The following is a 26,275-nucleotide window of genomic DNA, read 5'->3' as shown; positions in this document are numbered from 1 at the left end:
AGATAGCATCAATGTCTTGATCGCTACCAAACTCTAGCACCTTATAGCATGTTCCAACATACGTCGGTATTGCTAAGTTAGGCATAATAGTTTGCAAAATCTCTATGGATGAATTATTCGTCTCAGAAATACCTTATCCACAATACCTTTTCGCCACTGAACAAATTCTGAACAAAAAAACACTTACTACCTTATTAATAGTAGTAAGTGTTTTTTTTTATGCTAAATAGTTTGCTGATAGAGCTCTTTGATTTTCAATGGGACCTCAATTCCCAATTCTTCCTCTAATCGGCTTTCTATGTTTTTATAATATGTTTTCATTTCGCTCACATTTTTCGTTTGCTTGTAGAATACTAGCAATTTATACATATATTCTTCTTGGTAACAATCGATATCTAGCATTTTCTTTAAACAACTTTCAACCAATGCGCTATCTTTATAAACAGATATACACCTTTCCAAATAACGTAATACAGACTGCCTTACCTGATGCTGCAATGATAGTGACCATATAAAGTCTTCCTCTTCTAAAAAATCACCTTTATAGAGTAGTAGGAGTTTTTCGGTATCAGTTGGCGATAGCTGTTGAGCTTGGGTGATTTTCTCTATCTCTTTGATATCACTACGTACCGATACATTCAAAGTATAGTGATTATTATTAAAGGAAATGGCATTTTCCACTCCTTTTTCTTTGAACTTTTTTCGCAGCTGATAAACTGTTGTATGAAGGAGACTTATTTTCTTTTCCTGGTTTGTGTCAGGCCATAATTTCTCCATTACGATGGCTTTATGGACAGGAATTCCCTTTCGCATCCACAAAAAGAGGAAAAGTTCTTTCACCTTTTTGGTACGCCATTTCAATGGATTCTGTTTGTTATCTACTAAATTAAAGCCCCCAAGAGTTTCTGCATAGAAAGAGACCGTATCCTCCATTGTATTCGCATCCGATTTCCCGATTGAACGACGGGCTTTCTCTATAGCCTTTTGCAGGCGTTTCTTATTGATGGGCTTTAATAGATAGTCAACCGCATCTACATCAAATGCCTCAAGGGCATATTGGGGATGGGCTGTTACCATTATAATTTGGACATGACTGAATTTCTTTGTGATTAATGAGGCAAAATGGATCCCATGCACATCACCCATTTCAATATCTAAGAAAACAACATCTACGTGTGATGTTTCCATTATCTTTAGAGCCGCATAGGGATCCATAAAACTCCCGACTACATTCACATCATCAAACTCTTTCAGCATCATTTCAGTTACGTTCAATGCGATCTCTTCATCATCGATTAACATGACTCTCACCGTTTATCACCTCGGTAATTGTATAGTTACTTTTGTACCTTTACCTTTTTTACTCTCTAATTGGAAAACCGTTCCTTTTATAAGTTTTAACTTCTTTAACGGATTCGTGAAACCAAGACGATTACTTCGCCCTTCTAAAAGCTCCCTTTGTTTTTCCAATGGCATTCCCACTCCATCGTCTTGTATGGTGATATGAATATATCCTGCCTCTTCCTGAATAGACAAAAGCAAGGTCCCACCATTTTTATTTTTCGATATGCCATGCTGCACTGCATTTTCCACAAGCGGCTGTATAGTCATAGAAGGAATAGTTTGATCAATTGTTTCATCAATATCAAAGATAACGTTCAGCCTGCTGCCAAAACGCATTTTTTCAATGGCCAAATAAGACTCCACAAGTTCTATCTCATCTTCCAATGAGACAAGAGCTTCTGGCCTCCGATAATCCAATTTCGCACGGAAATAGACTGCCAGATGCTGCAGTGCCTCGCGTGTTTTTTCTTCATCTGTATAGCTTAAACCAATAATCGTATTAAGTGAGTTATATAAGAAATGCGGTTTAATTTGAGCATAATGGAAGCTCAGTTCATCATGTAAAGCATCTTGAGCTGATTTTTTCATACGTAGGAGTGATTCGATTCGAGCCTTTAACTCCTCTTTTTGAATAGGCTTTTGAAGGTAACCATTTGCACCCACCTGAAAAGATAATACTAAATTCGATGTGTGTTTAGCGGATTGTAATAAGATGACCGGCAGTTCTATTGGTCCATATTCTTCTCGTACAGATTGGCACAATTCATAACCTGACATATCCATTAACAATGTATCCGTGATAATCAAATCAATTGATTCCCTTTTAATGATATTTAGCGCTTCCTCACCGTTGTTTGCACTTAGGATTTTATATTGCAACGCTTGAACCATCTGTTGAATTATCCTGCGTTGTCCTAATTCTCCATCTACTACTAATATAGTGTAGAGATAATTATCGCTATTTTCTGAAAGAAGGGTAGCTGCGTAAAGCTGTTCTCCTCTTGCAGGATCTAACTGCTCCGTCTGTATATCTAGTACTGCATTAGACAATAGAGGAACTGTAAATGTAAAACAAGAACCCTTTCCTACTTCAGAGATCACCCTTATTTTGCCTCCAGCAAGTTCAATGGTGTTTTTCGCAATACTTAACCCTATGCCAAGGCCTTCTTGATCATTGGTATGGTTATCTATTTGGTAAAAGGGCGTAAAAATCAGTTCTATATGCTCGTTTGCAATCCCTATACCTGAATCAGTTACGGAAATTTCCATCTCTTCTTGAACTACTTTTGCATCAATTGTAATCGTCCCTTGATTCGTTGCATGAATGGCATTCGATAATAAAATAGTTAGCACTTGTTTCAGCTTTTGTTCATCTATAAAAATGAGGGGCAGATCATGCCTAATATGGTTTATTAGTTTTACATTCATCTTCTGTGCATACATATATTGAATTTCAGCGATTACTTCTTCTGCCACTTTTAAATCAACTGCGCGTGGATTAGTAAGAATATCTTTATTTTTTGAATTAGAAACAAATAATAAGTCCTCAACTAGGCTCGCTACTCGCTTTCCTTCATTATATATTGCAATAGCCTTTTCATGCTGCGAGCGCTTCAAAGGCCCATCAATTCCTTCCATAAGTGCCAAGGATTTGTTTAATATCGTATCGATAGGTGTACTCAATTCACTCGATGTACGAACTAAAAATTCATCCTTTAATCTATGCTGCACCAGAAGTTCTTCCGAGAGGTTTTGTATTCGTTTATATGCTGTTTGATACCGGTAACTTAAAAGCAGCGACAAGCTAAAAATCATCAGTAAGCCTAAGAGTGGCAGCATGCTTTTCGCTTCAATTTCAAACAGGAAATTAAGCCCTAATACCAATCCGTAACACATGAAAGTTGTCATCGTAAGCAATAAATACTCCGATCCTTCTTTCTTTCCTAGGAAAGCTTTCAGTAATACTTGAAGAATATAGATAAAGCAGATAGCTAATATGGCTACTAGCATTATTTGACGAACGTATAGTGAAATAGATGGAATGATGAAGCTTAATGGATTATAGGTGTTGACGATTATGAGCTGGACACACAGTAAGATACTTAAAAATATAGATACTTTTCTCTTTGTATGCTCTATAAACAATCGGGACACGAACAGCAAGAAAAACAATACGACTAGATGGATAGCAGATAGCTGCAGGCGCGATTGTTCATGCGCTGTGAAAGAAGGGAAAACAGTGAAAAATACATAGCTATTAAGCATTGAATTATAGATGCCCAACACGATACAAAATAATGCAAAGTATAATTCATCAACATATCTTCTTCTCTGCAAAAAAGTAAAAAAGTGAATGAGACCAATCAGTATAAAACCCGTAATAATGCCTACTTCTATTAATTCACTTAATTCTTGCTTTGCTGTAACGTCCTTGCTCCTTCCAAAAGTGAGCGGATGAACTATGCCACCAGTATGATAAGTATAGTTGGCTGCCTGAACTACGATTTCAAGTTGCTTATTTCTACTTTTACCAAAGACCGTATAATTTTGATTACTATAAATAAAATTTTCTTTTTGCTCTGCTGGTTGCCCAGCTCCTCCTGCTTCCACTCCATTAATATAAATTTTGCTTGAATTTCGGATAGAATTCGCTTGTATTCCGTAACTTCCATCAGTAGGAACCTTAATAGTTAACCGATATGTACCAAAACCATTGCTTGTTTTATTTGAAAAAGCCTTCTTCCAATCACCTGGAACTGCAATTTGTTTTTGTATTTGTTGGTGTCTTTTAAATACATCCCTGTTAGCCCTTGGTTCAATCAACTCGTTCGGGTAAAACTCCCAATTTCCATTAAGCATAATAATAGGATCGCTTTTCGTGTTCCAATTTGTTAGTGAGAGTACTCCATTATCAACTGGAAAAGGGGTTTTATTTGATGTGTGAAATGAATGATTAATACCGACTAATGTAGTAATAAAAACAATGATAGATAGCACTATAAATATAATTCTTTTCACTATTCAACCTCTCTTTCCAATTTCTACACATTAAATGTACACTGAATGGAACATTCTTTACAATGATATTTTTTAGTGAAAATTATTGAAATAAAAAAACGCTGATTCTTCCCAGTTCAGCGTTTTCAATAATATTTACAATGCAATTAGCTATATCCCTCTAGCACTGGGTTGAACTACTTTCCTTTTTCTTTATATACGAATCGTGCCATCACTTCTTTTGTCTTCTCCTTCAAAAATACAAAGGCTGCATCCATTGCCTTTTCCGTTGAGACGCTCTCTTCTACAACCGAATAGATTTCAGTAAAATAGGGTGTAAGACTACATCGGCAATCCTCATCAATCGTTCCAGAAATTAAAATAGTGGGTTTGCCTGCTTTTTTGGCTGCTTGTGCGATTCCCATGGGCGCCTTTCCTGATAATGTCTGTAGGTCTGTTTTCCCTTCTCCAGTTAAAACAAGATCGGCTTCTGATACATGGTGAGCAAAATCAACAGCTTCTAATACTACTTGAATACCTTGTCTCATTTGTCCATCAAAAAAAGCTAGAAATGCTCCTCCAGCACCTCCCGCGGCTCCTGCTCCTTCTTTCTCGTGTAACGCAATGCCAATCTCTCTTTCAATCACATCCGCAAAACGTTTTAAACTAGAATCCAATAAAACAACCTCTTCAGCAGAAGCACCTTTTTGTGGTCCAAAAATAACTGAAGCTCCATTAGGACCGATGAATGGATTTTTCACATCACATGCTATGATAAATTCAGATTCTGCAATGCGAGCATCCCAACCATTCATATCTATGGAGGCTATATCAGCTAATGCTCCTCCACCTTTTTTCAGGTCTGCTCCTTCATCATTTAATAAACGAATGCCAAGAGCCTGCAGCAAGCCTGCTCCCCCATCATTCGTCGCACTCCCGCCTAATCCAATGATAAATTTACGATACCCTGCATTTAATGCATGCTGGATCAATTGTCCGGTCCCATATGAAGACGCCATTATCGGATTTATTGCCTCTTTATTTAAACGAGTAAGCCCTGAAGCTTCAGCTATTTCAATTACACATGTCTCTCCATCACCAAGCACTCCATATGCTGCCTGGACGTTTTTCCCTAGCGGATCTTCTACAAGTACGCGGATAAGTTTGCCATTCGTTGCATCACATAAACTTTGCATCGTGCCTTCTCCGCCATCTGCCACCGGCAACAGAATTGTTTTAATATTCGAGTCAACTTCCAGTATTCCTTCTTTCATAGCATTCGCTGCTTCTATTGCTGTTAAACTACCTTTGAATGAATCTGGCGCCAATAGTATTTTCATTTGCTCTACCTCCTCTGCATGAAATTCACCCTGAAAAAATTTACTTTATAAAAAAGCCTTCAACCTGAAAGAAGATTGAAGACATATATTTATTTAGCATGACTGATATCATCATTCACATAAAGCGAAAAAATTTTTTCTCTTGTTGTCCTCTTTTCCACACTTTCTTCTATTTAATATGTAAAAGCGGAAAGAGGGAGAATACAATGGCACGATTTGATTATTTGGCACCTTATGCCACATTTACAACTGTACAAGAAATGGACGAAGTAGTAGAACAACATATCCACAAGCATTACTACAATTTGACTCCATCAGACAAGGCAATTCTTTATAAAATGGCTTCACATGCATTGGATTACCCGGGGGCCTGCCACCTAAAAGCACAAACAATTGCAGCAGCTTTAAGCATTTCTGTAAGAACTGTTTTCCGTACGCTTAAACGCCTAGAAGAATTTCAAATTATCCAACGCATCCAAACAAAAAAGATGAATGGCATCAAAGGCGCCAACATCTTTTCTATTTTACCCTACCATGACACATCGATTTTGGCACATCAAGAGGAAGCTGAAACCCCTTCTGAGAGTAAGGCGGAAATTGAAACAATCAAACAGGAACCATCTTTATCTTCTAATCCTAAACATCAATACGGTAAACATACGTACCCGATGCTCAATACATCCATACGTAATCGAATCTTTCATTATCTAGCTTCTACCACAGGTAATACATCAGAGACAAAGAGGTTTGTAGATGTGGTGTACAAGCAACTAAAGCCGTTGCTGGAATGGGAAATATATCAATCTCGCAAACAACAACTCGAAGATATTAGTTTTACGGCCTTCAAAGAAACCATTCAACAGACCAAAAAGCAGTTTATTCGCAATCCCTTTGGCTATATGTACAAAAAGCTAGATAGAAAACTGAATCGATTTATCGTAGATGTGATGGAATTTTATTTGGAAGAGGCAAGAAGAAGTGATGCGTAGTAGGTGCTCATTAGGTTGTCACAATCCATGCCTCTGTCATTCAAGAATATATGTAATTTTTTTAGCACAACTATCAAGGCGTTATTCACTTAAAGCTTGCAATCTTCGTTACTTCAATCCCAGCTTCCCGCAGGCTACTAGAAATATAACTAGCAAAGTCCAGTGCATTCTCTCCATCGCCATGAATACAAATGGTATCTGCTTGGATAGGGACGTCTATACCTTGAAGTGACGCTACAGTCCCTTCCTTTACCATGCGGATCACGCCTTTCACAGCTGTTTCGCGGTCCGTAATGAGAGCCTGCGGTTCAGTTCTTGGTGTTAGTGAGCCATCACTTTGATATGTTCTGTCAGCAAATACTTCATTTGCTGTGTGCAAGCCAATTTTTTCACCTGCTTTGACTAGCTCGCTTCCTGCTAAACCAAATAAAATAATGCTTGGATCCACTTTGTAGACGGCTTCTGCAATCGCCATCGCGAGTGTTGAATTTTTTGCTGCCATATTGTATAAAGCACCGTGGGGTTTCACGTGTTGAATTTGTCCGCCTTCTGATTTAGCAAAAGCATAAATTGCTCCTATTTGATAGACAACAAGGTCATATGCTTCCTGCGGAGAAATTTGCATATTTCTTCTGCCAAAGCCGACTAAATCTTGCAATCCTGGATGTACGCCAATACCAACATTTTTGTCTATTGCCATACGGACCGTTTTCCTCATGGTCGCAGGGTCTCCTGCATGAAAGCCGCAAGCAATATTAGCTGAAGTGATGAAATCCAGAATTTCTTCATCTCTTCCCATTTTATAAGTGCCAAAGCTCTCTCCCATATCACAATTCAAATCAACTTTAAGCATGTTTATTCCCCCTCGTTTAGTTTCAATTCTATCGCTTTTTTTAGTAATTGTATTTTTCTTTCCTTTTGTAAAAGTAATATCTGGGCCTCTTCATGTGTAATTTCTGTAAAACGGATGGTATCACCTGGCTTCGCTTGAGCTAATAATGGCAAATCAACAGCAGCAACTTGCCCAATCTTTGGATAGCCACCTGTTGTTTGGCGATCGGCAAGCAAAATAATCGGATTTCCATCTGAAGGTACTTGGATTGTCCCAAAGCTTACCGCCTCTGATAACATGTCAATCGGTTGCGCTAACGACAATGGAACTCCTTCTAATCGGTAACCCATACGGTCCGATTGTGTAGAAACATCAAAACGCGAGGAGAAAAAAGCATTTTGGCTTGAAGTTGAAAAAAGTGAGTAGTGAGGCCCCTTCATCACACGAATCACTTGGTCATTTTTAAAAGCAGGGATGAGCTCAGATGCAATGGACCATTCAGCTTCTACGAATGTTTGATTTTTCATGTCTTTTTTCAGTTGACCCATCATGTGCTGCGCTACTCCACTAATTGAATCGGTTGAAATTTTATCTCCCTGTTTTATAGCTCCTCCATTAAACCCACCAATTCCAGCCTTGAGGTATGTTGACTTGCTCCCCATAACCGAGGGTACAGCCAATCCGCCCGCAATCCCCAAATTCACTCTGCATCCAGTCTTCGCCGCACCAAATCGAAGCTCGCTTCCTTTTTTCACATAAATGGTTTTCCACATTGAAACTGCCTCTCCATTAATTGAAGGAGATAAATCACCACCGCAAATTGATAGAAGTGTATCTTCATGAAATTCTATATGAGGACCCATAAGTGTTATTTCTAATGTCGGAGCATTTTCTTCATTTCCCACTAACAAATTCGCAATCCGGTGTGCAACGGTATCCATTGCTCCCCCCACAACTACCCCGTATTTTTGGAAGCCATACCGACCTAGGTCTTGAATTGTTGTGAGGAGTCCAGGTTTTTTTATGGTGATCATCCTTCTTGCCCTCCCCACTCTATGTACTCTTGATAGCTAATCGGTTTGAAACGAATTTTATCTCCAGCTCGCAACAAACTTGGCGTTTCGGCATTTGGTTGAAATAGCTCTACTGGTGTCCGTCCAATTAAATTCCAGCCACCAGGTGTTGAAATCGGATAAATTCCAGTTTGTTTGCCAGCTATCCCAACTGTCCTTTCAGGAATTTTCAGCCTTGGAGATGGCAATCGGGGCGCTGCAATCTTTTCCGACATACCACCAAGATACGGGAATCCCGGCGCGAACCCAATCATATAGACAGTGTATTCTGCAGAAGAATGAATTTGAACTACCTCATCTGCCGTTAAGCCGTTCAACTTGGCAACAGATTCTAAATCCGGGCCAAATTGCTCCCCATAGCATACCGGAATCTCCACAATTCTCGTTTCCGTATGCTGGTCCACAGGTAAGTCTGATAATGCCTCATGTAATTCATTGCAAACAAATTGGTATGGGAGCTCTCCTTTTAAATTATTCATTATTTTTAACGGATTATAAAAAATAGTTACTGTAGAAAATGCAGGTATGTATTCGATTAGCCAATGGAATGAATGATTCTCTAAAAAAGATGAAATGGCTTGTACCTTTTGATGCGTCGATAAATTTAGTTCATTTCCCAATTCGATGATGATTGCACTTTCTCCCATTGGAGACAAGGTATAATCCATCTAACTCCCCCCCTTGCAAAGTCATTAATTTAATAGCTTTTCTAATATAAATATCAATATACTATTATAGTATATTTTATTTTAAAGATTTAAACAATTTAAAATAGAATAAAGTCTTTATTTATTTATTAATATTTCTATTTATATTTAATTTATAGATAATTAATACTATTTTAAAATTAAACTTCTCAAGCCCTTTTCAGCCTATTTTATATCTGTTAGTATTTTTATATTCAAAAAATTCCTAAGAGAAAGAAGAGTTTATATGGTTTTAATTGGCGTTGCATTAATTATCATCGGATTTGCATTAAGGCTGAATTCTCTTGTAGTAGTAACTGTCGCCGGTTTAGTAACTGGTTTAATTGCAGGTATGCCTATAAAAGAGATCATTACTCAATTTGGAGAAGCCTTTACAACAAATCGTTATATGTCCATTTTGATTGTTACACTTCCCGTCATTGGGCTGTTAGAAAGAAGCGGTTTACAAAATCAGGCGGGACATCTTGTTTCAAAAATAAAAGCCGCTACAGCAGGACGTATCCTTACGATTTATTTGCTGATTCGCGAAATCGGTGCCGCTCTTGGATTAAATAGCATTGGCGGGCATCCACAAACTGTTAGACCGCTTATCGCCCCTATGGCAGAAGGAGCAGCAGAAGCAAAATACGGAGAAGTGCCTGAAAAAGAAAAAGAAGAAATTCGAGCGCATGCTGCTGCAGCAGATAATATCGGACTCTTTTTTGGAGAAGATATTTTCGTAGCTGTCGGTGCTATTTTACTGATGAAAGGCTTCTTTGATCAAAACGGGATTGAAGCTGATCCTATATCGATGGCACTTTGGGGTATCCCGACCGCTATTTTCGTGTTCATCGTTCACTCAATAAGACTATATTTCTTCGATAAAAAGCTAGATCGGAAACTAAGAGGCAAGACAGAGAACACTCCACCGATCAGTAAAAAGGATGTGAGCTAATGGTTTTTTCAGTTGAATTTATTTATATCATAATGGGTATTATTGGGTTTTGTTGCTCCATCTATACTTTTTTAGATAAAGCAAACCCACGACGAATTTCCTCCGGTTTATTCTATCTTCTTTATTCTCTTACACTACTATTCGGCAAAGTCATACCGCCGTTTTACATAGGAATCATGGTTATCCTTATGGTGCTAATTGTCGGCTTGGGCGGTTTAAAGAAAGGTTCATATGAAGAGGCCACAGAAGGACAACGTGAAGAACGCCGGAAGAAACTTGGAAATATGTTATTCCTGCCTGCCTTATTAATACCGATTATCACGGTTATAGGCTCTAAGTTATTTGTTAATGTAAAAATTGGCTCCTTGCAATTATTAGATCCAGCTAACCCTACACTTGTATCACTGGGCATTGCATGTTTAATCGCAATCCTCGCAGCAGTAGCTCTGACAAAAAGTACACCCAAAACCACCATTAAAGAGTCACGAAGACTATTAGAAGCAATCGGCTGGGCAGTTGTACTCCCTCAGCTATTAGCTACTCTTGGAACCATTTTCACTTCTGCCGGTGTGGGCAAAGTCGTTTCAGATATGGTCACAAAAGTTATACCAGAGACATCTTTATTCTGGGTAGTATTTGCGTTCTGTATCGGCATGGCTGTCTTTACGATGATTATGGGAAATGCATTTGCAGCGTTCCCTGTGATGGCAGCTGGCATTGCCATTCCGTTATTGATCAAACAATTCGGCGCAAATCCGAATCAAATAGCGGCTATTTCAATGTTTGCCGGCTATTGTGGCACATTGATGACACCAATGGCTGCAAACTTTAATATTGTGCCTGCAGCTCTACTAGATTTAAAGGATAAGAATCATGTTATTCGAGTCCAAATTCCCACAGCATTATGTGCATTAGCTTTCAATATCGTTCTTATGTATTTTCTAATTAAATAGGAGGAATGTTCTAATGGAGAAAAAAGTACTGATTACCGGGTTTGACCCGTTTGGTAGTGATACTGTCAACCCCGCTTTAGAAGCTGTGAAAAAGTTAGAAGGCCAAAAAATTGATGATGTAACCATCATTACGCAAGAAGTTCCTACTGTCTTTCATGAGTCAATTAATGTTGTAACGGAATCCATTGAAAAGCACCAGCCCGATGTGGTAATTCTTGTTGGACAAGCTGGTGGACGCACTCAAATTACACCTGAACGGATTGCTATTAATATTGATGATGCGCGTATCCCTGATAACAAGAAGAATCAACCCATTGATGAACCGATTGCAGCAGACGGTCCGGCTGCCTACTGGTCCACTCTGCCAGTGAAGAGAATGGTGCATGATATGAGAGAAGCCGGGATTCCAGCAGCGGTCTCTCATACTGCCGGTACATTTGTCTGCAACCATTTATTCTATGGCGTCATGCATTATTTGGCTAATCAGGCGCCGCATATTCGTGGAGGGTTTATCCACATTCCTTTCATCCCTGAGCAAGCCGTCTCTAACAACCAACCAAGCTTAAGTCTTGATACCATCGTAGAAGGCATTAAACTATCAGCAGTTGCGGCTGCACATGATCATGAAGATATTCGCGAAGTTGGCGGTACTATTTGCTGATAGATTTGTATTGAGGTATTGAACATGTGTAATTTTAATGTTTTTATTAATTCATATTAAATTGAAGTGGGACAGTTGCGCATTCCTAGGGGCGAGCGGTAAGCTTCCTCTTCAGCTGCGCTTCCTGTGGGGTCTTACCTGTCTCGCTAATCCCTAAGGAGTCTCCGCTGTCCCACTTCATAAACACATATATTATTTTTGGCCTTCATAATTATGTAGTAGACTACTGACCCTTAAATAGGCTTTTAGTATAATGTCACTTTCAAGGTATGCTTCACTATTCTCTCCTCTGGTCTAATCAACTTTAACCTTATCCTTTTTTATCCATCTTCAATCATTAAATCTCATAAAATATTTCTGAATATTCATTGTTTTATGAATTAATTTATGCTATCCTCGTATGAAGTTGAAACTTCAAAACATACAATAAAAAGGAGAGACTTCTCTTGGAAAAAGAACGAAGTATCAAAGAATTGATTGAGATGCAATTCCATGATCTCTCAAAAGCTCAACAAAAGATAGCAAACTTTGTCTTACGGCATCCCAAATTTGTGAGTGTTCACTCAGCTACTGAGGTTGGTGAAAAGGCGGGAACAAGTGAAACGACAGTTATTCGCTTCTGCTTTGCGCTTGGGCTTGAAGGCTATACAGAACTACAAAAGAAAATTACCTTACATGTTTTTAACAATACCGCTGTTAGTACACTTGGTTACTATGTTTCTTCGAAAATGGAGCTCTACAATGACCAATGTCTAGTAGAAAAAGGCATGAACAAAGACAGTACAAAAATCAGCGGGATTGCCAAGCAAATTAATAAAGAACATTTTAATGAGGCAACCGAACGACTACATAAAGCAAAAAATCTATATATTTTGGGTGGAGGTGCATCAGAGTTTGGGGCAAGATGGCTGCACTTTACGTTAAATATCCTTCGGCCGAACGTGAAGCTGATTCAAACGGACTCGGCGGATCTCTTTCGGACAATGCAGGAAATAGATGAGGATTCGGTTGTCGTAGTCATTTCATTGCATCGGTATTTTAAGGAACCCATTCAAATTGCAGAAACTCTTCACAACCAAGGGGTTACGGTCATAGCTATTACAGATTCGAAATTAGCCCCTATCCATAAACACAGCTCATATTCCTTTATTCTCGAACAGCCTGAACTGTCGACGATTGATCTCATGCCATCTCTTATATCATTTTTAAATGTTATCGTGACAGGTATGATGACTCTTGATCCGCAATATTATCAGGATCAGCGAGTAAGATACGATGATTATAAAAATAGCTTTATTGCAGATCGGTGGTTTTAACTGATGAATCAACCATTTACCGAAAGACTACAAACGATTTTCGAACATCTACATCATTCCCCTGAGACTAGCTGGAATGAAGTAGAAACAACGTCTTTTATTGCAGAATTCCTTCGTCAAGAGGGTTTGAAGCCACATCTTTTTAAAAATATGACGGGTTTATATGTTGATATTGGAGAAGGCATTCCAAAAGTTGGTTTCCGCACAGACATGGATGCACTATGGCAAGAAGTAGACGGTGAATTCAAAGCAAATCACTCTTGTGGACACGACGGACATATGACCGTGGCCTTAGGGGTAGTGCTGCTCCTGAAAGAAATGGCCCCTTCCCTGCCAGGCGCCATTCGAATTCTTTTTCAGCCGGCTGAAGAAAAAGCGCAAGGAGCAAAGGCACTCGCCGAATTAGGAATTGTAGATTCCCTGACCTATTTGTTCGGCACCCATGTAAGACCGCTATACGAGTTACATGACGGAACCTATTCACCAGCACTCTATCACGGAGCGGCAAAACTATTTACCGGAACCATCCAAGGACTTGAAGCACACGGAGCACGTCCTGAGAAAGGAGTGAATGCCATTGAAGTGGCGGCTGCCATGATCGATGGGTTAAAAAGGATTTGGATTAGCCCCGAACAATCAGCTTCTATTAAGATGACACAGCTTCAGGCAGGTGGTTCATCTACTAACATCATTCCTGGGAGTGCCACATTCAGCATTGATGCACGGGCTCAAAATAATGAATCGATGGATGAATTAACAAGAGGCTTTGACAAGGTAGTGGAAGCCGTCAGCACATTATTTGGCGCAGTCATCACTTACAAGATAGATGCGCATATTGCAGCAGCACAAGTGGATGATAGCGCGAAAAACATAATGAAGCAGGCCATCCTCGATGTGGTTGGTGAAGATCATTTAGCGCCTGAGATTGTGACACCAGGTGGTGAGGATTTTCACTTTTATGCCTATACACGCCCCCATTTGAAAACAACCATGCTTGGGCTTGGATGTGGGGTTACACCCGGATTACATCACCCAAATATGACTTTTAATCAGGAGCGGCTCCCAACAGGTGTTGAAATTATTGCAAGAGCCTTAATACTAGCCCTACATCAAATAGAAAGAAGCGATTAGATGATGAATATTCGAGAATTGAAGACCATTGCAGAGATGGAACAGATTCAAGAGCTTGAACAAAAAGTATGGGATATGGATCCCATACCGACTCATCAAACCTTAACAGCTGTAAAAAATGGTGGCATTATAGTTGGAGCATTCGATGGAGTCGATTTAGTTGGCTTCAGCTATGGATTTCCTGGTTTTGATAATGGAAAAAGCTATTTATGCTCTCATATGCTCGGGATTGATGAGAATTACCGTTCACAAGGTATTGGTGAAAAGTTAAAACTTGCACAGCGTGAAATGGCCATTGCAAAGGGCTTCCACATCATGAAATGGACATATGATCCACTTGAAACCCGCAATGCATCCCTAAACCTAACGAAACTAAACGGCATATGTAACACCTACTTCGAAGATTGCTATGGAAAAATGCAGAATAAATTTAATCAAGGTTTACCATCAGACCGGTTTGAAGTGCATTGGCATTTGACTAGTCCATATGTGATTGAAAAACAACAGCCTCAAATAGAAGTAGTCAAAGCCTTGAACACTATTTCTCTGAATGAAGACCGGCTACCCGTTTTTATTGCAAGCCCAGAGCAAGAATTAAATAAACCTGCCTATTCCATTGCAGTACCGAAAGATTTTCAATTCCTCAAAGCGCAAAGTCAAATACTCGCAATTGATTGGCGCTTGCAAACACGTAAGATATTTCTACGCCTATTTAAAGCAGGCTATGCTGCTGTACGTTTGCAATCGTATGAAACGCATAATGACTATATTTTTGTGAAAACAGAAACATTAGAATTTGGAGGAGAGTAACTATGAAAATTGTAAATATCACGATCCGTCAACTAAAAATGAAATTAAAGGATCCTTTCACTACAAGTTTTGGAACATTTACAGATAGAGATTTTCTCGTGCTTGAAGCGCAGGACCAAGATAGAACGATTGGCTGGGGTGAATCAGTCGCCTTCCACTCGCCTTGGTATAACGAAGAGACTTTGCAGACCAACTGGCACATGCTGGAGGACTTTTTAATCCCAGTGCTTTTAAACAAGGAAATCCACCACCCGGATGAAGTTAGTGAGTTATTTGCACCTATTCGGAAAAATAATATGGCTAAGTCCACTATTGAAGGAGCCGTGTGGGATATTTATGCACAGCAAACAAATCAATCTCTTGCCTCTGCACTCGGCGGTACAAGAGATAAAATTGAAGTCGGGATTAGTATTGGCATTCAACAATCCATTGAAGAGCTAGTTGAATTAGTCGATGGCTACGTCAAAGAAGGCTACAAACGGATTAAAGTGAAAATTAAGCCAGGCTGGGATGTGGAGGTCATGCGCATATTACGAAACACTTTCCCCGATGTTGCCATGATGGCAGATGCCAATTCTGCCTACAGGTTAGAAGACGCAGAATTGTTAAAACAGCTAGATGCGTTCAACCTCACTATGATTGAACAGCCTTTAGCATCAGATGATATTATTGACCACGCACAGCTGCAAAAAATGCTAGAAACGCCGATTTGCTTAGATGAAAGCATCCACTCGCTTGAAGATGCACGAAAGGCTGTAGAGCTTGGGAGTACAAAAATTATTAATATTAAAATCGGTCGTGTCGGTGGATTAACTGAAGCCAAGAAAATCCACGATTACTGTGAAGCAAACGACATTCCCGTGTGGTGTGGCGGCATGCTCGAATCAGGTATCGGGCGTGCACATAATGTGGCTTTAACAACATTATCGAATTTTACTTTACCGGGAGATACAGCAAGCTCAAATAGATATTGGGATAAGGATATTATCAAGCCTGAAGTCGTATCCGAAAATGGCTACATCAACGTACCGCAGGCGGCCGGAATAGGATATGAAATTGACTGTGAGGCTGTGGAATCCTTTACTGTCGCCAAAAAACATTACAAATAATGGAGGGAAATGTATGAGGAAAAGTTTACAGATTGGCGCCGCTTTCGTTGGATTGATTGTAGGAGCCGGATTTGCTTCCGGCCAGGAAATCATGCAGTACTTTACAAGCTTTGGCCTTTGGGGAACCGTCGGTGGAATTCTTGCAACTATCGCCTTTACATTTCTAGGCTATATGTTGGCTCAGCTTGGCTCAGATTTACAAACTTCTTCACATAAAGAAGTGATTTATCATATTGGCGGGCGGTATATCGGATTTATTCTAGATGTCTTAATTACATTCTTTTTGTTCGGTGTAGCGGTTGTGATGTTTGCCGGTTCTGGATCAACATTCCATCAAATGTTCGGCATTCCTCCATTAATAGGCAGTTTGATTATGGTCGCTGCCACCATCCTAACATTATTGCTAAATATAAAGAATATCATCAATTTGATCGCTGTAATCACTCCCTATTTAATGGCGATTATTTTCATTATATTAATCTATTCTATTTTTACGATGGATCTCTCCATAGCTGATGCCAACACAATCGCTAAAGAGCAAGGTTCCGCTGCCTCTAATTGGGTGCTGGGTGCACTGCTTTATGTTTCCTATAATATCGCTGCTGGTGCCGCCTTGTTGATTGTGATGGGCGGAACGATTAAAGACCGCAAAGTCGCAGGTATGGGCGGGATATATGGCGGGATTATGTTGGGTGCCTTAATTATCCTTATCAATATTGCGATGTTTGTAAAGATCGATGTTATCAAAGGTGTTGACATGCCAACACTTGAATTAGCTGCCCAAATCCATCCCAGTGTTGGAGTGCTAATGGGAATTGCCCTGCTTGGCATGATGTATAACACGGCGGTCGGCATGTTCTATGCTTTCACCGTTCGTTTCGTACAACCTGAAAAAAAACACTTCAAGCCAGCCATTGTTATGATTGGTTTACTTGGATTCGGCGCAAGCCTTGTCGGTTTCACCACCCTTGTCGGAAAGGTCTACTCTACTATGGGCTACCTAGGGCTCGCCTTAATCATAGCTATTATCCTTTCGTGGGCTCGAAAAGCAAAGAGACAAAAAACAGCGAATGCGCCAGAACCTTTGTAGAAAATGTTCAATAACCAAATTGCACATAAAAGAGACTGAATTTTTCAATAATAAAACATCCTAATGAAAGCCTGAACCCATGTGAAATTATAATGAGTCAGGCTTTTTCATTTGTTTTTCTTCTATTGAACTGACATATAAAAGTTAGTTTGTGTTCCGTTCCAGACGGCGCTTTCCGCGGGCTTAGCTTCAATCTCCTTGTCACACAATTACAATGATGCTCATCATTAAAAACAAAGATATTCCATCCCCCTAAGGAGATGGAACATCTATTGATCAATTGGTAAATTATAAATTGAACTTTAAAATCACACCAATTCTTTTATTTCAAATTGTGCCAAATCACCGGCAGCTTTTACGCGAATACGTGTTGCATTTCCCGGGATATAGGCAAGTGGAACATCCTCCACATCTACGATGACCAAGCTTTCCTCGGCTGCACCCGCATTGATTGCTTCCGTTTTAGCCTGTAGTTTTGCGTGCTCTAATGCCTTTTCTCTTCCTATTTCATCTAAAGAATAAATCTTTTCGATTTGGCCGCTTACTTGTGAGATAGCTGAACCGATTGCGTTAGCAACACCTGAATGCTCCGGACGGATTACCTCTGAAGCACCTTCCAGTTGTTCCGGCAACAATACGCTACCTCCTCCTACAAGAATTACAGGTACTGGGTCTGCGCTCGTTTTCATTTTATCGATGGCTTCTTCTACAAGTGACACCATCTTCGTGTACATTCTATTCAACAATTCCTTATCTAAATGTGCTACCTTAGCAGAATCACCGATCTCTACTTTGCCTAGAGCTACAGCAACATCTGTAGCCGTTAAAATATCTCCTCCAAAGACAAGGCTCTTTTCCTGTAATTTGTACCCAACGCTATCCGGTCCAATCGTGAAATCACTATCGTCTTTGGTACGAATCACCGTCCCTCCTCCAAGTCCTATCGACACAAGGTCAGGCATACGGAAGTTGGTTCTAGCGCCACCAATTTCAACTGCTAGAGACGATTCTCGCGGGAAGGATTGTACTAAAACACCCACATCGGATGTTGTGCCCCCAACATCTACGACAATTGCATCAGTGAGTTCACTTAAATAAGAAGCCCCGCGCAATGAGTTGGTCGGACCGCACGCTACAGTAAATATAGGGTACTTGACTGTATATTCAATAGACATTAGTGTCCCGTCATTTTGTCCGAAAAATACTTTCGCATCTATTCCTTCGCTTTTCAGTGCGTTAATAAATCCGTCGGCTGCTGTTTTTGCCACATTCACAACGGATGCATTCAGAATCGTTGCATTTTCTCTTTCTAACAGTCCTACTGAACCAATTTCAGAGGATAGTGATAAAGGAATATGATCGCCCAGTACTTCTCGAAGTATCTCGCTTGCTCTTTCTTCATGCGATTTGGATACGGGCGAGAACACTGATGTAATCGCAATTGAATCTACCTTTCCCTTAATCTCCTCAGCTATTTGATATAAATGATCTTCATCTAACGGAACGATTTCCCTACCATCAAATTCATGACCTCCACGCACGAGATAAACATGTTTCCCTAGTACTTCCCGAAGGTCATCAGGAACACCAATCAGTGGCTTTACTGATAAAGTTGCAGGGGCTCCGATTCGGATCGCAGCTACTTTATTTAACCTTTTTCTTTCTACTATGGCATTTGTGCAATGAGTGGTGCCAAGCATTGCATATTTAATTTCCTCACGAGGTACGTTTGCTTGCGTAATAATTTGGTGCATTGCATTATAAATGCCTGTTGCCACATCTTCAGTTGTAGGGGATTTTGTCTCTGACAATACAGTATTATTTTGGTCTAGCAAAACGGCATCTGTGTGGGTTCCGCCTACGTCAATTCCTATACGATAAATACTCATTATGATAGCACTCCTTTTTTCGCAAGATTTTCTACAGGCACATAGTCCACATCGTATCCAAAGTATCTTGGACCGACAGCCTTAATTCCTTCTTCCGTTCTCCACTTCGGGTGGCATGGTATACCAATGACGATACATCTTGATCCATATCTAATACCTTCCGTTGTGATAGGTAGCCCTGTTTCTGCATCTAGCACCGCAATCAAATCCGGGGTAACACAAAGTAAGCGATTGTCTGTCTTGGCAAGAAGATGTTCATTTTGGAAATGAAGCTGCAGTGTTTCCCCTTTATATGAATGAAGCCCTTCGAATGTTGCGATACCCTTTGCAAAACCTGATTCTGTTTTGCGATTGATATCGCTAACTTTGCCGTTGAACAATTCATAACCATCGATCTGCTTCAATAATTCTTGGATTGGGTTTACATTCTTTTCTTTAGCGAGCCTAATCGTTCTACCGATTTCCTCTTCCAGTTTTAAAATATTTTTCACGCCACTGTCGCGTAGATTCTTGCCAGTCATTGAATACATCGCAGTCATAGCGGATCCGCCCATTTGGATAGTAACAGCACGAGCAATTCTTTCTGTCCACACATTATCCACTGTAGATAACAAAGTTGTATTACCTTTTTCATCAGCGAGTATGGCAGGTGTAGCAGATATTCCATCTAGATAAAAAGTGACCATTTGTAATTCAGGGAATGCTCGACCCATTCCATCTGCGTCTATGACAGGAATGCCTAGTTTGGCAGCAAGCGCAAATGGAATCATAGAATTGACACCGCCTGCTTCTATTGGGAATGTGGCATACACCTTCTTCCCTAAATAGTCTTCAAGGTTTTTAAAAGCCAAAATAGGCTCTTCACCGCTTGGCGCTTTTTCCAGCATCACTGTTGGTGCCCCCATCATGGAGGATGGCACTACTAAAGCGTCGTCTGGTACTTCCTCTACATCTAAAAGTGTGACTTCCCCGTATTCTTCGATTGCCTGCAGTGCCATCAGCTTTCCGATATATGGGTCACCTCCACCGCCTGTTCCTAGCACTGCTGCGCCAACTGCAATATCTTCAATTTGTTTTTTACCTATTTTCCTCATTAAAAAGCCTCCTGAATATTCCGAATTTTTATTATGCCACTTGTTTCTCATTTTCAATATGTTTATTCGCACTCGATCTCGTAGCTAATTTCCCAATGTAATAAACTACACCACTTACCACAAGAGAATTAATAGAAGGAATCCCTAGAGTGACAAAATAACCTGCCGCAAAACCCGTTGCCCAAGCGATAAGTGTAATCGGACTTAGCTTTTCACCCACTGCTGGCAGTGTTCCCTTTTCTCTGCTTTCATCAAGTGCCTGACGATTGGTTTTTAATATGAAATAGTCAATCACCATAATACCGGCAACCGGCGGTATCAGAACGCCCAACAAGACAAGGAAATCCACGAATTTATCAAGAATGCCTAGAACGGAAAGCAGCGTTCCAATAATCCCAATAACCAAAGTGACAATTCCTCGATTTAATTTAACCTTAAATACTGAATCAAAGATGTTTGTAAAACCAAGTGATGAAGAATATAAATTCAAATTATTAATCTTAATCGTTGATGAAACGACTACTAATGCACCAAGCCAGCCAGATGTTTGCATCATGATGCTCGCCACGTCATTTGTTCTAGCAGCAAGTGCCATCAAAACCGCAATCATATTAATAAAAAGTTCGCCAATAACCGTCCCAATCATTGTCATCCAAAAGACGTCTTTTCCACTTTTAGCAAAACGGCTAAAGTCCGGTGTGATGACTGCTCCGATAATAAATCCTCCGGCGACCATTGTTGCTGCTACGCCCATAGACATCTTTTCACCAGCAGGAGCCGTATTCATTAACTCAAAGATAGAATGATCTTTAAGAACCTGATAAATCCCAAAGGCTACAGCGATTAGAAATGCAGGTACAGCGATTGTCGCGGTCGCGCTTAATAATTTAAATCCAAAAATCACGAGGACCGTAACAGCAAGTCCCGTTAGTGTAGCCGCAACAGGAAGACTTAATTTCCCATGGCTTGCTTGCACTAGCCCTTCTGCAAAAACGGAGTTCTGTACACCGAACCAGCCAATTGTTGAAATCGCAATAACGGCGCCAATAATACTTGATCCGTAACGGCCAAAGCCCGTCCATCTTGACAATAGACTCGTGGAAAGTCCTTCACGTGCCCCTGCATATCCTAGGAGAAGGCTAATTACTTCTAAAATGACACTGCCGAACATCGTTGCCCAAAAAGCTTGCCAAAAGGTCATGCCATATCCTAGTGCCGCCCCGATCACAAATGAGGATATCGTTGCCATTGATCCAACACGTACAATCGATACATTCCATAATGATTGTCGTGCTGATTGTGGTACGCGAGATAGTGAATAATCATCCATTGTATTTTGTTTATTTTCCATTTGCCTCTTCTCCTCTACTCAGCTCTAACTCATAGGAACTAAACTCTATTACATCTTTACTCTTTGTTTTGAAGGTGGCGTCATATATGTCAAACGACTTTGTTTCACACCCATCTCTATCAAACCTTCGAGCATCTTTGTTGCGGCAAAGGCCGGATCAATCACTGGCACATCATAGCCTTTTTCTTTAAGACGCTCTTGCAGCTCTGCTGCTACGCCCAAAAAGCCTGTACAACCAAGTACGATTGCATGTGCACCGTCTTGTTCAATTGCCTGCACCATTTCTTCGAATAGGGCCGCTTTCAACCTTTCCTTCTCATGGACTTCCAACACAGGAATATTAATATATCGAGTGGATGCTAGATTGCCGTGTACACCTAAGGTCTTGCTGATATTCTCAATCATTGGCACCACATTCGGTAGCACCGACACGACTGAAAAGGACTTTGCCAATGAACTCGCAAATAGCATTCCCGCTTCACATGGCCCAACGACAGGAATATCTACTATCTCCCTGGCAGGCTTCACTCCGGGATCTCCGAAACAATCGCTAATAATCCCATCATAGCCTTCCACTTCCGCTTCCTTAGCTTTTTCTAGCAAATTCGGTACGCTTAATGCTTCATCATATTCACTTTCTATTGATGCAGGACCATAATCTAGACTGCAAACCCCAAATTCTGTGTTAGCCGCACCATATAAATCAAATTCCTTTTTCGTTTCCTCTAAAAATACATCTGAAATAATAGGCATGATTACTTTAATTTTCATTGTCTGCTCTCCTTTTTCATTTATACTTAAAGTGATAAGGCTAGAATTCTTTTCATGCAATGCTAGATTAACTTTAAAACCACCCCTTTTTGCGTGAATATTCCAGTTTTCTTACAAATAATTCAATCAATATGAAATATTCTGATAATATAAAGTTTAATAAAATATATACTACCTAATATTAGTTAGGTAATCAAGAGGGAGAAGGAAACAGATTGTCGACAAAAATTAACATTATGAAAGCGGCTACAGAACTATTTGCCATAAAAGGATATGAAGGAACAACTTTAAAGGATATTGCAAATGCAGTTGGCATAAAGCCTCCATCTATTTATGCATTCTTTGAGGGAAAGGAAGATGTGTTACTGCATATCTATCAAGAGATACTTGATGAGCATCATAAGCATCTGCAAGATATGCTGGAACAATTGAAGAATGGATACGCCAAAAATAAACTGTATGGAATGTTAGTAACCGCGGCAGAATATCATTTATCTGAAGCTGGAAAAATGAAATTGTTTAGAAGGCTGATGCTCTTCCCGCCTGAAGTTTTACAAAGTGAAATCACAGAAAGCTTCCAAAAACTTGTTGCAATAGAACGACAAGCGATTGATGCTGTCTTTGAAGAAGCTATACAGAACAAAGAGGTTAGAGAAGGAAAAAGTGAAGATATGACAACTGCCTTCCAATGCTTAATGAATGGTTTGTTCTTAGAGTCACAGTATTATGATGAGCAGGAATTCTATCTACGACTTGATATTATTTGGGAGGAATACTGGATGGGAATTAGCCGTAAAGACTGATTCCCAGGAACATCCATAGTCATCTCAATCACACAAAAAAGCCGTGATGTGTTGTTAACATCACGGTTTTTCTTTGTACCTTGCTCACTATTTTCAGGAAGAATCAACAGTAGGGTCCAATTAATTATCTACGGATTCTATATTGCTTATAGTCCTCCGGAAGAGGTGAAACATAGCTTTCTCCATCAAGACGTTCCAATAATTCTTCTTTCGCCTTCTGGATTATATCTGGTCTCTTCATCACTTCAGCGGCAGTAGCAGCAATCACTTTTCCTGCATGCAGCATTCCCTTGTGGCCGATGGAAGACCCGCCTTGTGAGACCATTTGCCAAGAGTGCAAAGAGGTACCTATTGCTGCACAGGCAGCATAGCATTGGGCTGTTGGAACAATCCAGCTGACATCGCCTACATCTGTAGAACCAGGCATGACTTCTTTGTCCTCCACATGTGGCTCCACAATATCAGCGAGTTCTTTTCCTTTTAACTCTTTCACATTTTGCAAACCAAATTCTTTTTCTGCATCTGTTAGTGTATCTCGAATTTCTTTTGCTAATTGTATTTCCTTTTCATCAAATTCGGGTACGCCAAGTTCTACATATTTTTCCTGCATAACGGCTTCTAACGTTGTATTGGGAATATAATTGAACATGGCCGAATCAAAACCAATCTCAAGCTCGGTGCCTGTCATAAGAGCAGCTCCTCTTGCAATGTCGCAGACTCGCTCATAAATCTCATGTGTTTGTTTTACTTCTGGCGCTCGAACAAAGTACAATACTTCCGCTTCTGATTGAACCACGTTTGGCGACACTCCACCTGTATTGGTGATCGCATAGTGAACCCTTGCTTCTGGAATGATATGCTCTCTTAAATAATTCACTCCCACACTCGTTAACTCTACCGCGTCTAATGCACTTCTCCCTAAATAAGGACTTGCTGCAGCATGAGAACTTTTGCCTATAAAGCGGAAATTCACTTCATAGCATGCGAGTGTGCGAGAAGACCAAATTTTATTATGAGCTTCTGGGTGCCAGGTTAAGGCAAAGTCGACATCATCAAAAACGCCTTCTCGTACCATGAAGATTTTACCGCCCCCGATTTCTTCTCCAGGACAGCCATAATACCGTATAGTACCTGGCAGATTGTTTTCTTCCATTAATTGACGAAGAGCAATGGCGGCGGCTAGCGACCCAGTACCAAGCAAATTATGCCCACAACCATGGCCGTTACCGTTTTTCACTACCTCTTCTTGTTTGGTCGATCCTGCTTTTTGGCTTAGACCAGTCAAGGCATCAAATTCGCCTAAAATCGCCACCACAGGATTGCCGCTTCCATAGCTTCCCACAAAGGCTGTTTCAATGCCGCTAATCCCTCTCTCCACCACAAATCCTTCATCTTCAAGCACCTTGCTAATGAGATCAGCAGACTTCCACTCTTCAAATCCAGTCTCAGCATATTCCCAAAGCTGATTGCTGACTTCAATCAGCTTGTCTCGTTTTTCTTCAATTAATTGATTTATTCTTTCTACTTCATTTTCTATTTTTGTTTCATTCATTTAGAACACCTCATTTTTTTATTTACAATAGTAATCCTTTAAAAAGGTCCATATTTTGTGAGATAGGCGATAATGACAAACACGATGGCTACTGCATATTGCACAAGCACCAATGGAAACAGCCATTTTAACCAGCGAATATAAGAAACGCCAACCAAGGCAGCTCCTGCTACAGCTATGCCAGGTATTATCATATTGAATATGCCATCGCCAAATGTGAATATAAGTACAGCTGTCTGTCGGGTCACACCAATGATGTCAGATAGTGGAGACATAATCGGCATTGTTAGAGCAGCCATTCCACTGCCGGAAGGAACCGCTATATGGAGCAGCGAATCGAAAACCATCATGCCAATTGCCGCAAAGGAAGGAGGCAAGTCCTTAATTAAAGTAGAGGCATAATACAGAATGGTATCCATGATGTGTCCCTGATCGAGCACAATCACAATGCCTCTTGCAACGCCAATAATCATGGCACCATAAATGAGTGCTTGAGATCCTTTCATGAATTCATCAACTAATGTATTGGTGTTATAGCGGGCAATGAGCCCAATTGCAATACCAAATATAATGAACATTCCGGCAATTTCATTTATAAACCAGCCAAATTTTACGACTCCCACACCTAGGATTATCAAATTGAGAACAAAGCAAGCGAGAATCAATTTATGTTTGCGTGTTAATGTAATATCAGACTTTAATAGCTGGTCAATTTGTTCACGTTGAATTGTTCCATATTCCCCTAAGGACGGGTCTTGTTTCACTTTCATCGCGTGCCGATAAACAAAAATTACAGATACTATGTACATAACAACAAAAGCTGCAATCCGAAGGCCCATCCCCGAGAATGGCGGAAGCCCAGCTATTCCTTGTGCTACCCCTACGGTAAATGGATTCATAATCGCCGTCGTAAAACCTGCGGATACGCCTACTAACACAATGCCAAGACCTGTAAGCGCATCATATCCTAGCCCTACAATCAGTGGAGTGATAATCAGAATATAAGGAAGTGTTTCCTCATACATCCCAAGCAATGAGCCTAACAATGCAAAAAATAGCATCAAAACGGGAATGAGTAATTTCTCTTTAGTGCCGAACTTGCGAGTCATCGTTACAATGAAAGCTTCAACAGCACCTGTCGAATTCAGCACGCCGTATGCACCTCCAATAATTAAGAGGAAAAACATAATCGAAGCTGCATCGACCATTCCAGCAGGAATACTGCCCAAGATGCCCATAAACCCAACTGGATCAGCCTTTATAAAATGAAACGAATCAGGCTTTACAATACTCCTGCCATCGACCACTTCCCTTTCATATTCTCCAGTTGGCATAGTATACGTCAGAATAACGCAGATAGCCAACAATCCTAATAAAAGAGCAAAGACATTGATCTCTTTCGGCTTCTTACCAGCTTTTGCCTCTCGTATGTCTACCACCTTTGGCGCCATATTATTTGTCATACCTTTCCCCCCTTATACTCTATTCATTGTTAAATGAATAGTATAAATTTAGAATATTGTTAATAA

22 protein-coding genes are annotated in these 26,275 nt (G+C 40.2%); 10 read left to right on the top strand and 12 right to left on the bottom strand.

The features are described 5' to 3' along the window. Positions 1-222: 222 nt before the first annotated feature. The 3 genes from F0527_RS01770 to F0527_RS01760 all read right to left on the bottom strand — a co-directional run bounded on the left by F0527_RS01770 (position 223) and on the right by F0527_RS01760 (position 5,681). Entirely contained in the window at positions 223-1,302 is a 1,080-nt protein-coding gene (locus tag F0527_RS01770) for a response regulator (protein WP_223823571.1), read from the bottom strand. 15 nt (positions 1,303-1,317) lie between these two features. Beyond that, complete coding sequence (locus tag F0527_RS01765) at positions 1,318-4,362, bottom strand: hybrid sensor histidine kinase/response regulator (protein ID WP_150283582.1); 3,045 nt, start codon at positions 4,360-4,362, stop codon at positions 1,318-1,320. Positions 4,363-4,538: 176 nt separating this feature from the next. Then, entirely contained in the window at positions 4,539-5,681 is a 1,143-nt protein-coding gene (locus F0527_RS01760) for a glycerate kinase (RefSeq protein ID WP_150283581.1), read from the bottom strand. A gap of 206 nt (positions 5,682-5,887) precedes the next feature. Here F0527_RS01760 and F0527_RS01755 point away from each other — a divergent pair, with 206 nt between their 5' ends. Next, positions 5,888-6,670: a helix-turn-helix domain-containing protein gene (locus F0527_RS01755; protein WP_190323359.1), complete on the top strand. Its 783-nt coding sequence runs from the start codon at positions 5,888-5,890 to the stop codon at positions 6,668-6,670. Between the two features lie 85 nt (positions 6,671-6,755). Here the strand turns inward: F0527_RS01755 and F0527_RS01750 are convergent, their stop codons facing one another. The 3 genes from F0527_RS01750 to pxpB are packed head-to-tail and all read right to left on the bottom strand — an operon-like array spanning position 6,756 to position 9,243. Continuing rightward, on the bottom strand, positions 6,756-7,523 hold the full coding sequence (locus F0527_RS01750; protein ID WP_150283579.1) for a LamB/YcsF family protein: 768 nt from the start codon (positions 7,521-7,523) through the stop codon (positions 6,756-6,758). Positions 7,524-7,525: 2 nt separating this feature from the next. Beyond that, the gene (locus tag F0527_RS01745; protein WP_150283578.1) at positions 7,526-8,536 is read right to left on the bottom strand and encodes a 5-oxoprolinase subunit C family protein; all 1,011 of its coding nucleotides are present in this window, start codon (positions 8,534-8,536) and stop codon (positions 7,526-7,528) included. Beyond that, the gene (pxpB, locus tag F0527_RS01740) at positions 8,533-9,243 is read right to left on the bottom strand and encodes a 5-oxoprolinase subunit PxpB (RefSeq protein WP_150283577.1); all 711 of its coding nucleotides are present in this window, start codon (positions 9,241-9,243) and stop codon (positions 8,533-8,535) included. Before pxpB ends, F0527_RS01745 begins: the two co-directional genes overlap by 4 nt. A 265-nt stretch (positions 9,244-9,508) precedes the next feature. Here pxpB and F0527_RS01735 point away from each other — a divergent pair, with 265 nt between their 5' ends. The 8 genes from F0527_RS01735 (at position 9,509) to F0527_RS01700 (ending at position 17,286) form a co-directional block, all read left to right on the top strand. Beyond that, a complete protein-coding gene (locus tag F0527_RS01735; RefSeq protein WP_147195162.1) occupies positions 9,509-10,216 on the top strand; it encodes a DUF969 domain-containing protein in 708 nt (235 codons plus the stop codon). After that, positions 10,216-11,169 (top strand): DUF979 domain-containing protein, encoded by a 954-nt coding sequence (locus F0527_RS01730; protein ID WP_147195164.1) that lies wholly within the window; start codon positions 10,216-10,218, stop codon positions 11,167-11,169. Before F0527_RS01735 ends, F0527_RS01730 begins: the two co-directional genes overlap by 1 nt. 13 nt (positions 11,170-11,182) lie before the next feature. Continuing rightward, on the top strand, positions 11,183-11,830 hold the full coding sequence (pcp, locus tag F0527_RS01725) for a pyroglutamyl-peptidase I (RefSeq protein ID WP_150283576.1): 648 nt from the start codon (positions 11,183-11,185) through the stop codon (positions 11,828-11,830). 446 nt (positions 11,831-12,276) lie between these two features. Next, a complete protein-coding gene (locus tag F0527_RS01720; RefSeq protein ID WP_150283575.1) occupies positions 12,277-13,146 on the top strand; it encodes a MurR/RpiR family transcriptional regulator in 870 nt (289 codons plus the stop codon). Between the two features lie 3 nt (positions 13,147-13,149). After that, entirely contained in the window at positions 13,150-14,277 is a 1,128-nt protein-coding gene (locus F0527_RS01715) for an amidohydrolase (RefSeq protein WP_150283574.1), read from the top strand. Beyond that, positions 14,278-15,087, top strand: coding sequence for a GNAT family N-acetyltransferase (locus F0527_RS01710; RefSeq protein ID WP_150283573.1), 810 nt, complete (start codon positions 14,278-14,280; stop codon positions 15,085-15,087). It begins immediately after the preceding gene. 2 nt (positions 15,088-15,089) lie between these two features. Continuing rightward, positions 15,090-16,196 carry an o-succinylbenzoate synthase gene (gene menC / locus F0527_RS01705; RefSeq protein ID WP_150283572.1) on the top strand — a complete coding sequence of 369 codons (1,107 nt, stop codon included), beginning with the start codon at positions 15,090-15,092 and terminating at the stop codon, positions 16,194-16,196. Positions 16,197-16,209: 13 nt separating this feature from the next. Next, positions 16,210-17,286: a YkvI family membrane protein gene (locus tag F0527_RS01700; RefSeq protein WP_150283571.1), complete on the top strand. Its 1,077-nt coding sequence runs from the start codon at positions 16,210-16,212 to the stop codon at positions 17,284-17,286. A 308-nt stretch (positions 17,287-17,594) separates the two neighbouring features. On the opposite strand, the gene F0527_RS01695 is transcribed toward F0527_RS01700, so the two are convergent. The 4 genes from F0527_RS01695 to F0527_RS01680 are packed head-to-tail and all read right to left on the bottom strand — an operon-like array spanning position 17,595 to position 22,391. Next, positions 17,595-19,175 carry a hydantoinase/oxoprolinase family protein gene (locus tag F0527_RS01695; RefSeq protein ID WP_150283570.1) on the bottom strand — a complete coding sequence of 527 codons (1,581 nt, stop codon included), beginning with the start codon at positions 19,173-19,175 and terminating at the stop codon, positions 17,595-17,597. After that, positions 19,175-20,269: an S-methyl thiohydantoin desulfurase family protein gene (locus tag F0527_RS01690; RefSeq protein ID WP_150283569.1), complete on the bottom strand. Its 1,095-nt coding sequence runs from the start codon at positions 20,267-20,269 to the stop codon at positions 19,175-19,177. The genes F0527_RS01695 and F0527_RS01690 overlap by 1 nt, the downstream gene beginning before the upstream one ends. 31 nt (positions 20,270-20,300) lie before the next feature. Further along, complete coding sequence (locus tag F0527_RS01685; RefSeq protein ID WP_150283568.1) at positions 20,301-21,620, bottom strand: purine-cytosine permease family protein; 1,320 nt, start codon at positions 21,618-21,620, stop codon at positions 20,301-20,303. Between the two features lie 48 nt (positions 21,621-21,668). Then, complete coding sequence (locus F0527_RS01680; protein ID WP_150283567.1) at positions 21,669-22,391, bottom strand: aspartate/glutamate racemase family protein; 723 nt, start codon at positions 22,389-22,391, stop codon at positions 21,669-21,671. Positions 22,392-22,606: 215 nt separating this feature from the next. On the opposite strand from F0527_RS01680, the gene F0527_RS01675 reads away from it, so the two are divergent. After that, positions 22,607-23,194 carry a TetR/AcrR family transcriptional regulator gene (locus F0527_RS01675; RefSeq protein WP_150283566.1) on the top strand — a complete coding sequence of 196 codons (588 nt, stop codon included), beginning with the start codon at positions 22,607-22,609 and terminating at the stop codon, positions 23,192-23,194. A gap of 124 nt (positions 23,195-23,318) precedes the next feature. Here F0527_RS01675 and F0527_RS01670 read toward each other — a convergent pair whose 3' ends face one another. Beyond that, positions 23,319-24,746: a M20 family metallopeptidase gene (locus tag F0527_RS01670; protein WP_150283565.1), complete on the bottom strand. Its 1,428-nt coding sequence runs from the start codon at positions 24,744-24,746 to the stop codon at positions 23,319-23,321. 38 nt (positions 24,747-24,784) lie between these two features. Continuing rightward, positions 24,785-26,209 carry a YfcC family protein gene (locus tag F0527_RS01665; RefSeq protein WP_223823505.1) on the bottom strand — a complete coding sequence of 475 codons (1,425 nt, stop codon included), beginning with the start codon at positions 26,207-26,209 and terminating at the stop codon, positions 24,785-24,787. Positions 26,210-26,275: the final 66 nt, after the last annotated feature.

The sequence above is a fragment of the Rummeliibacillus sp. TYF-LIM-RU47 genome (assembly GCF_008638315.1).
GTDB classification, from domain to species: domain Bacteria; phylum Bacillota; class Bacilli; order Bacillales_A; family Planococcaceae; genus Rummeliibacillus; species Rummeliibacillus stabekisii.
The sequence above is the reverse complement of the archived record's forward strand: the minus strand, read 5'-3'. Positions and strand labels throughout refer to the sequence as shown.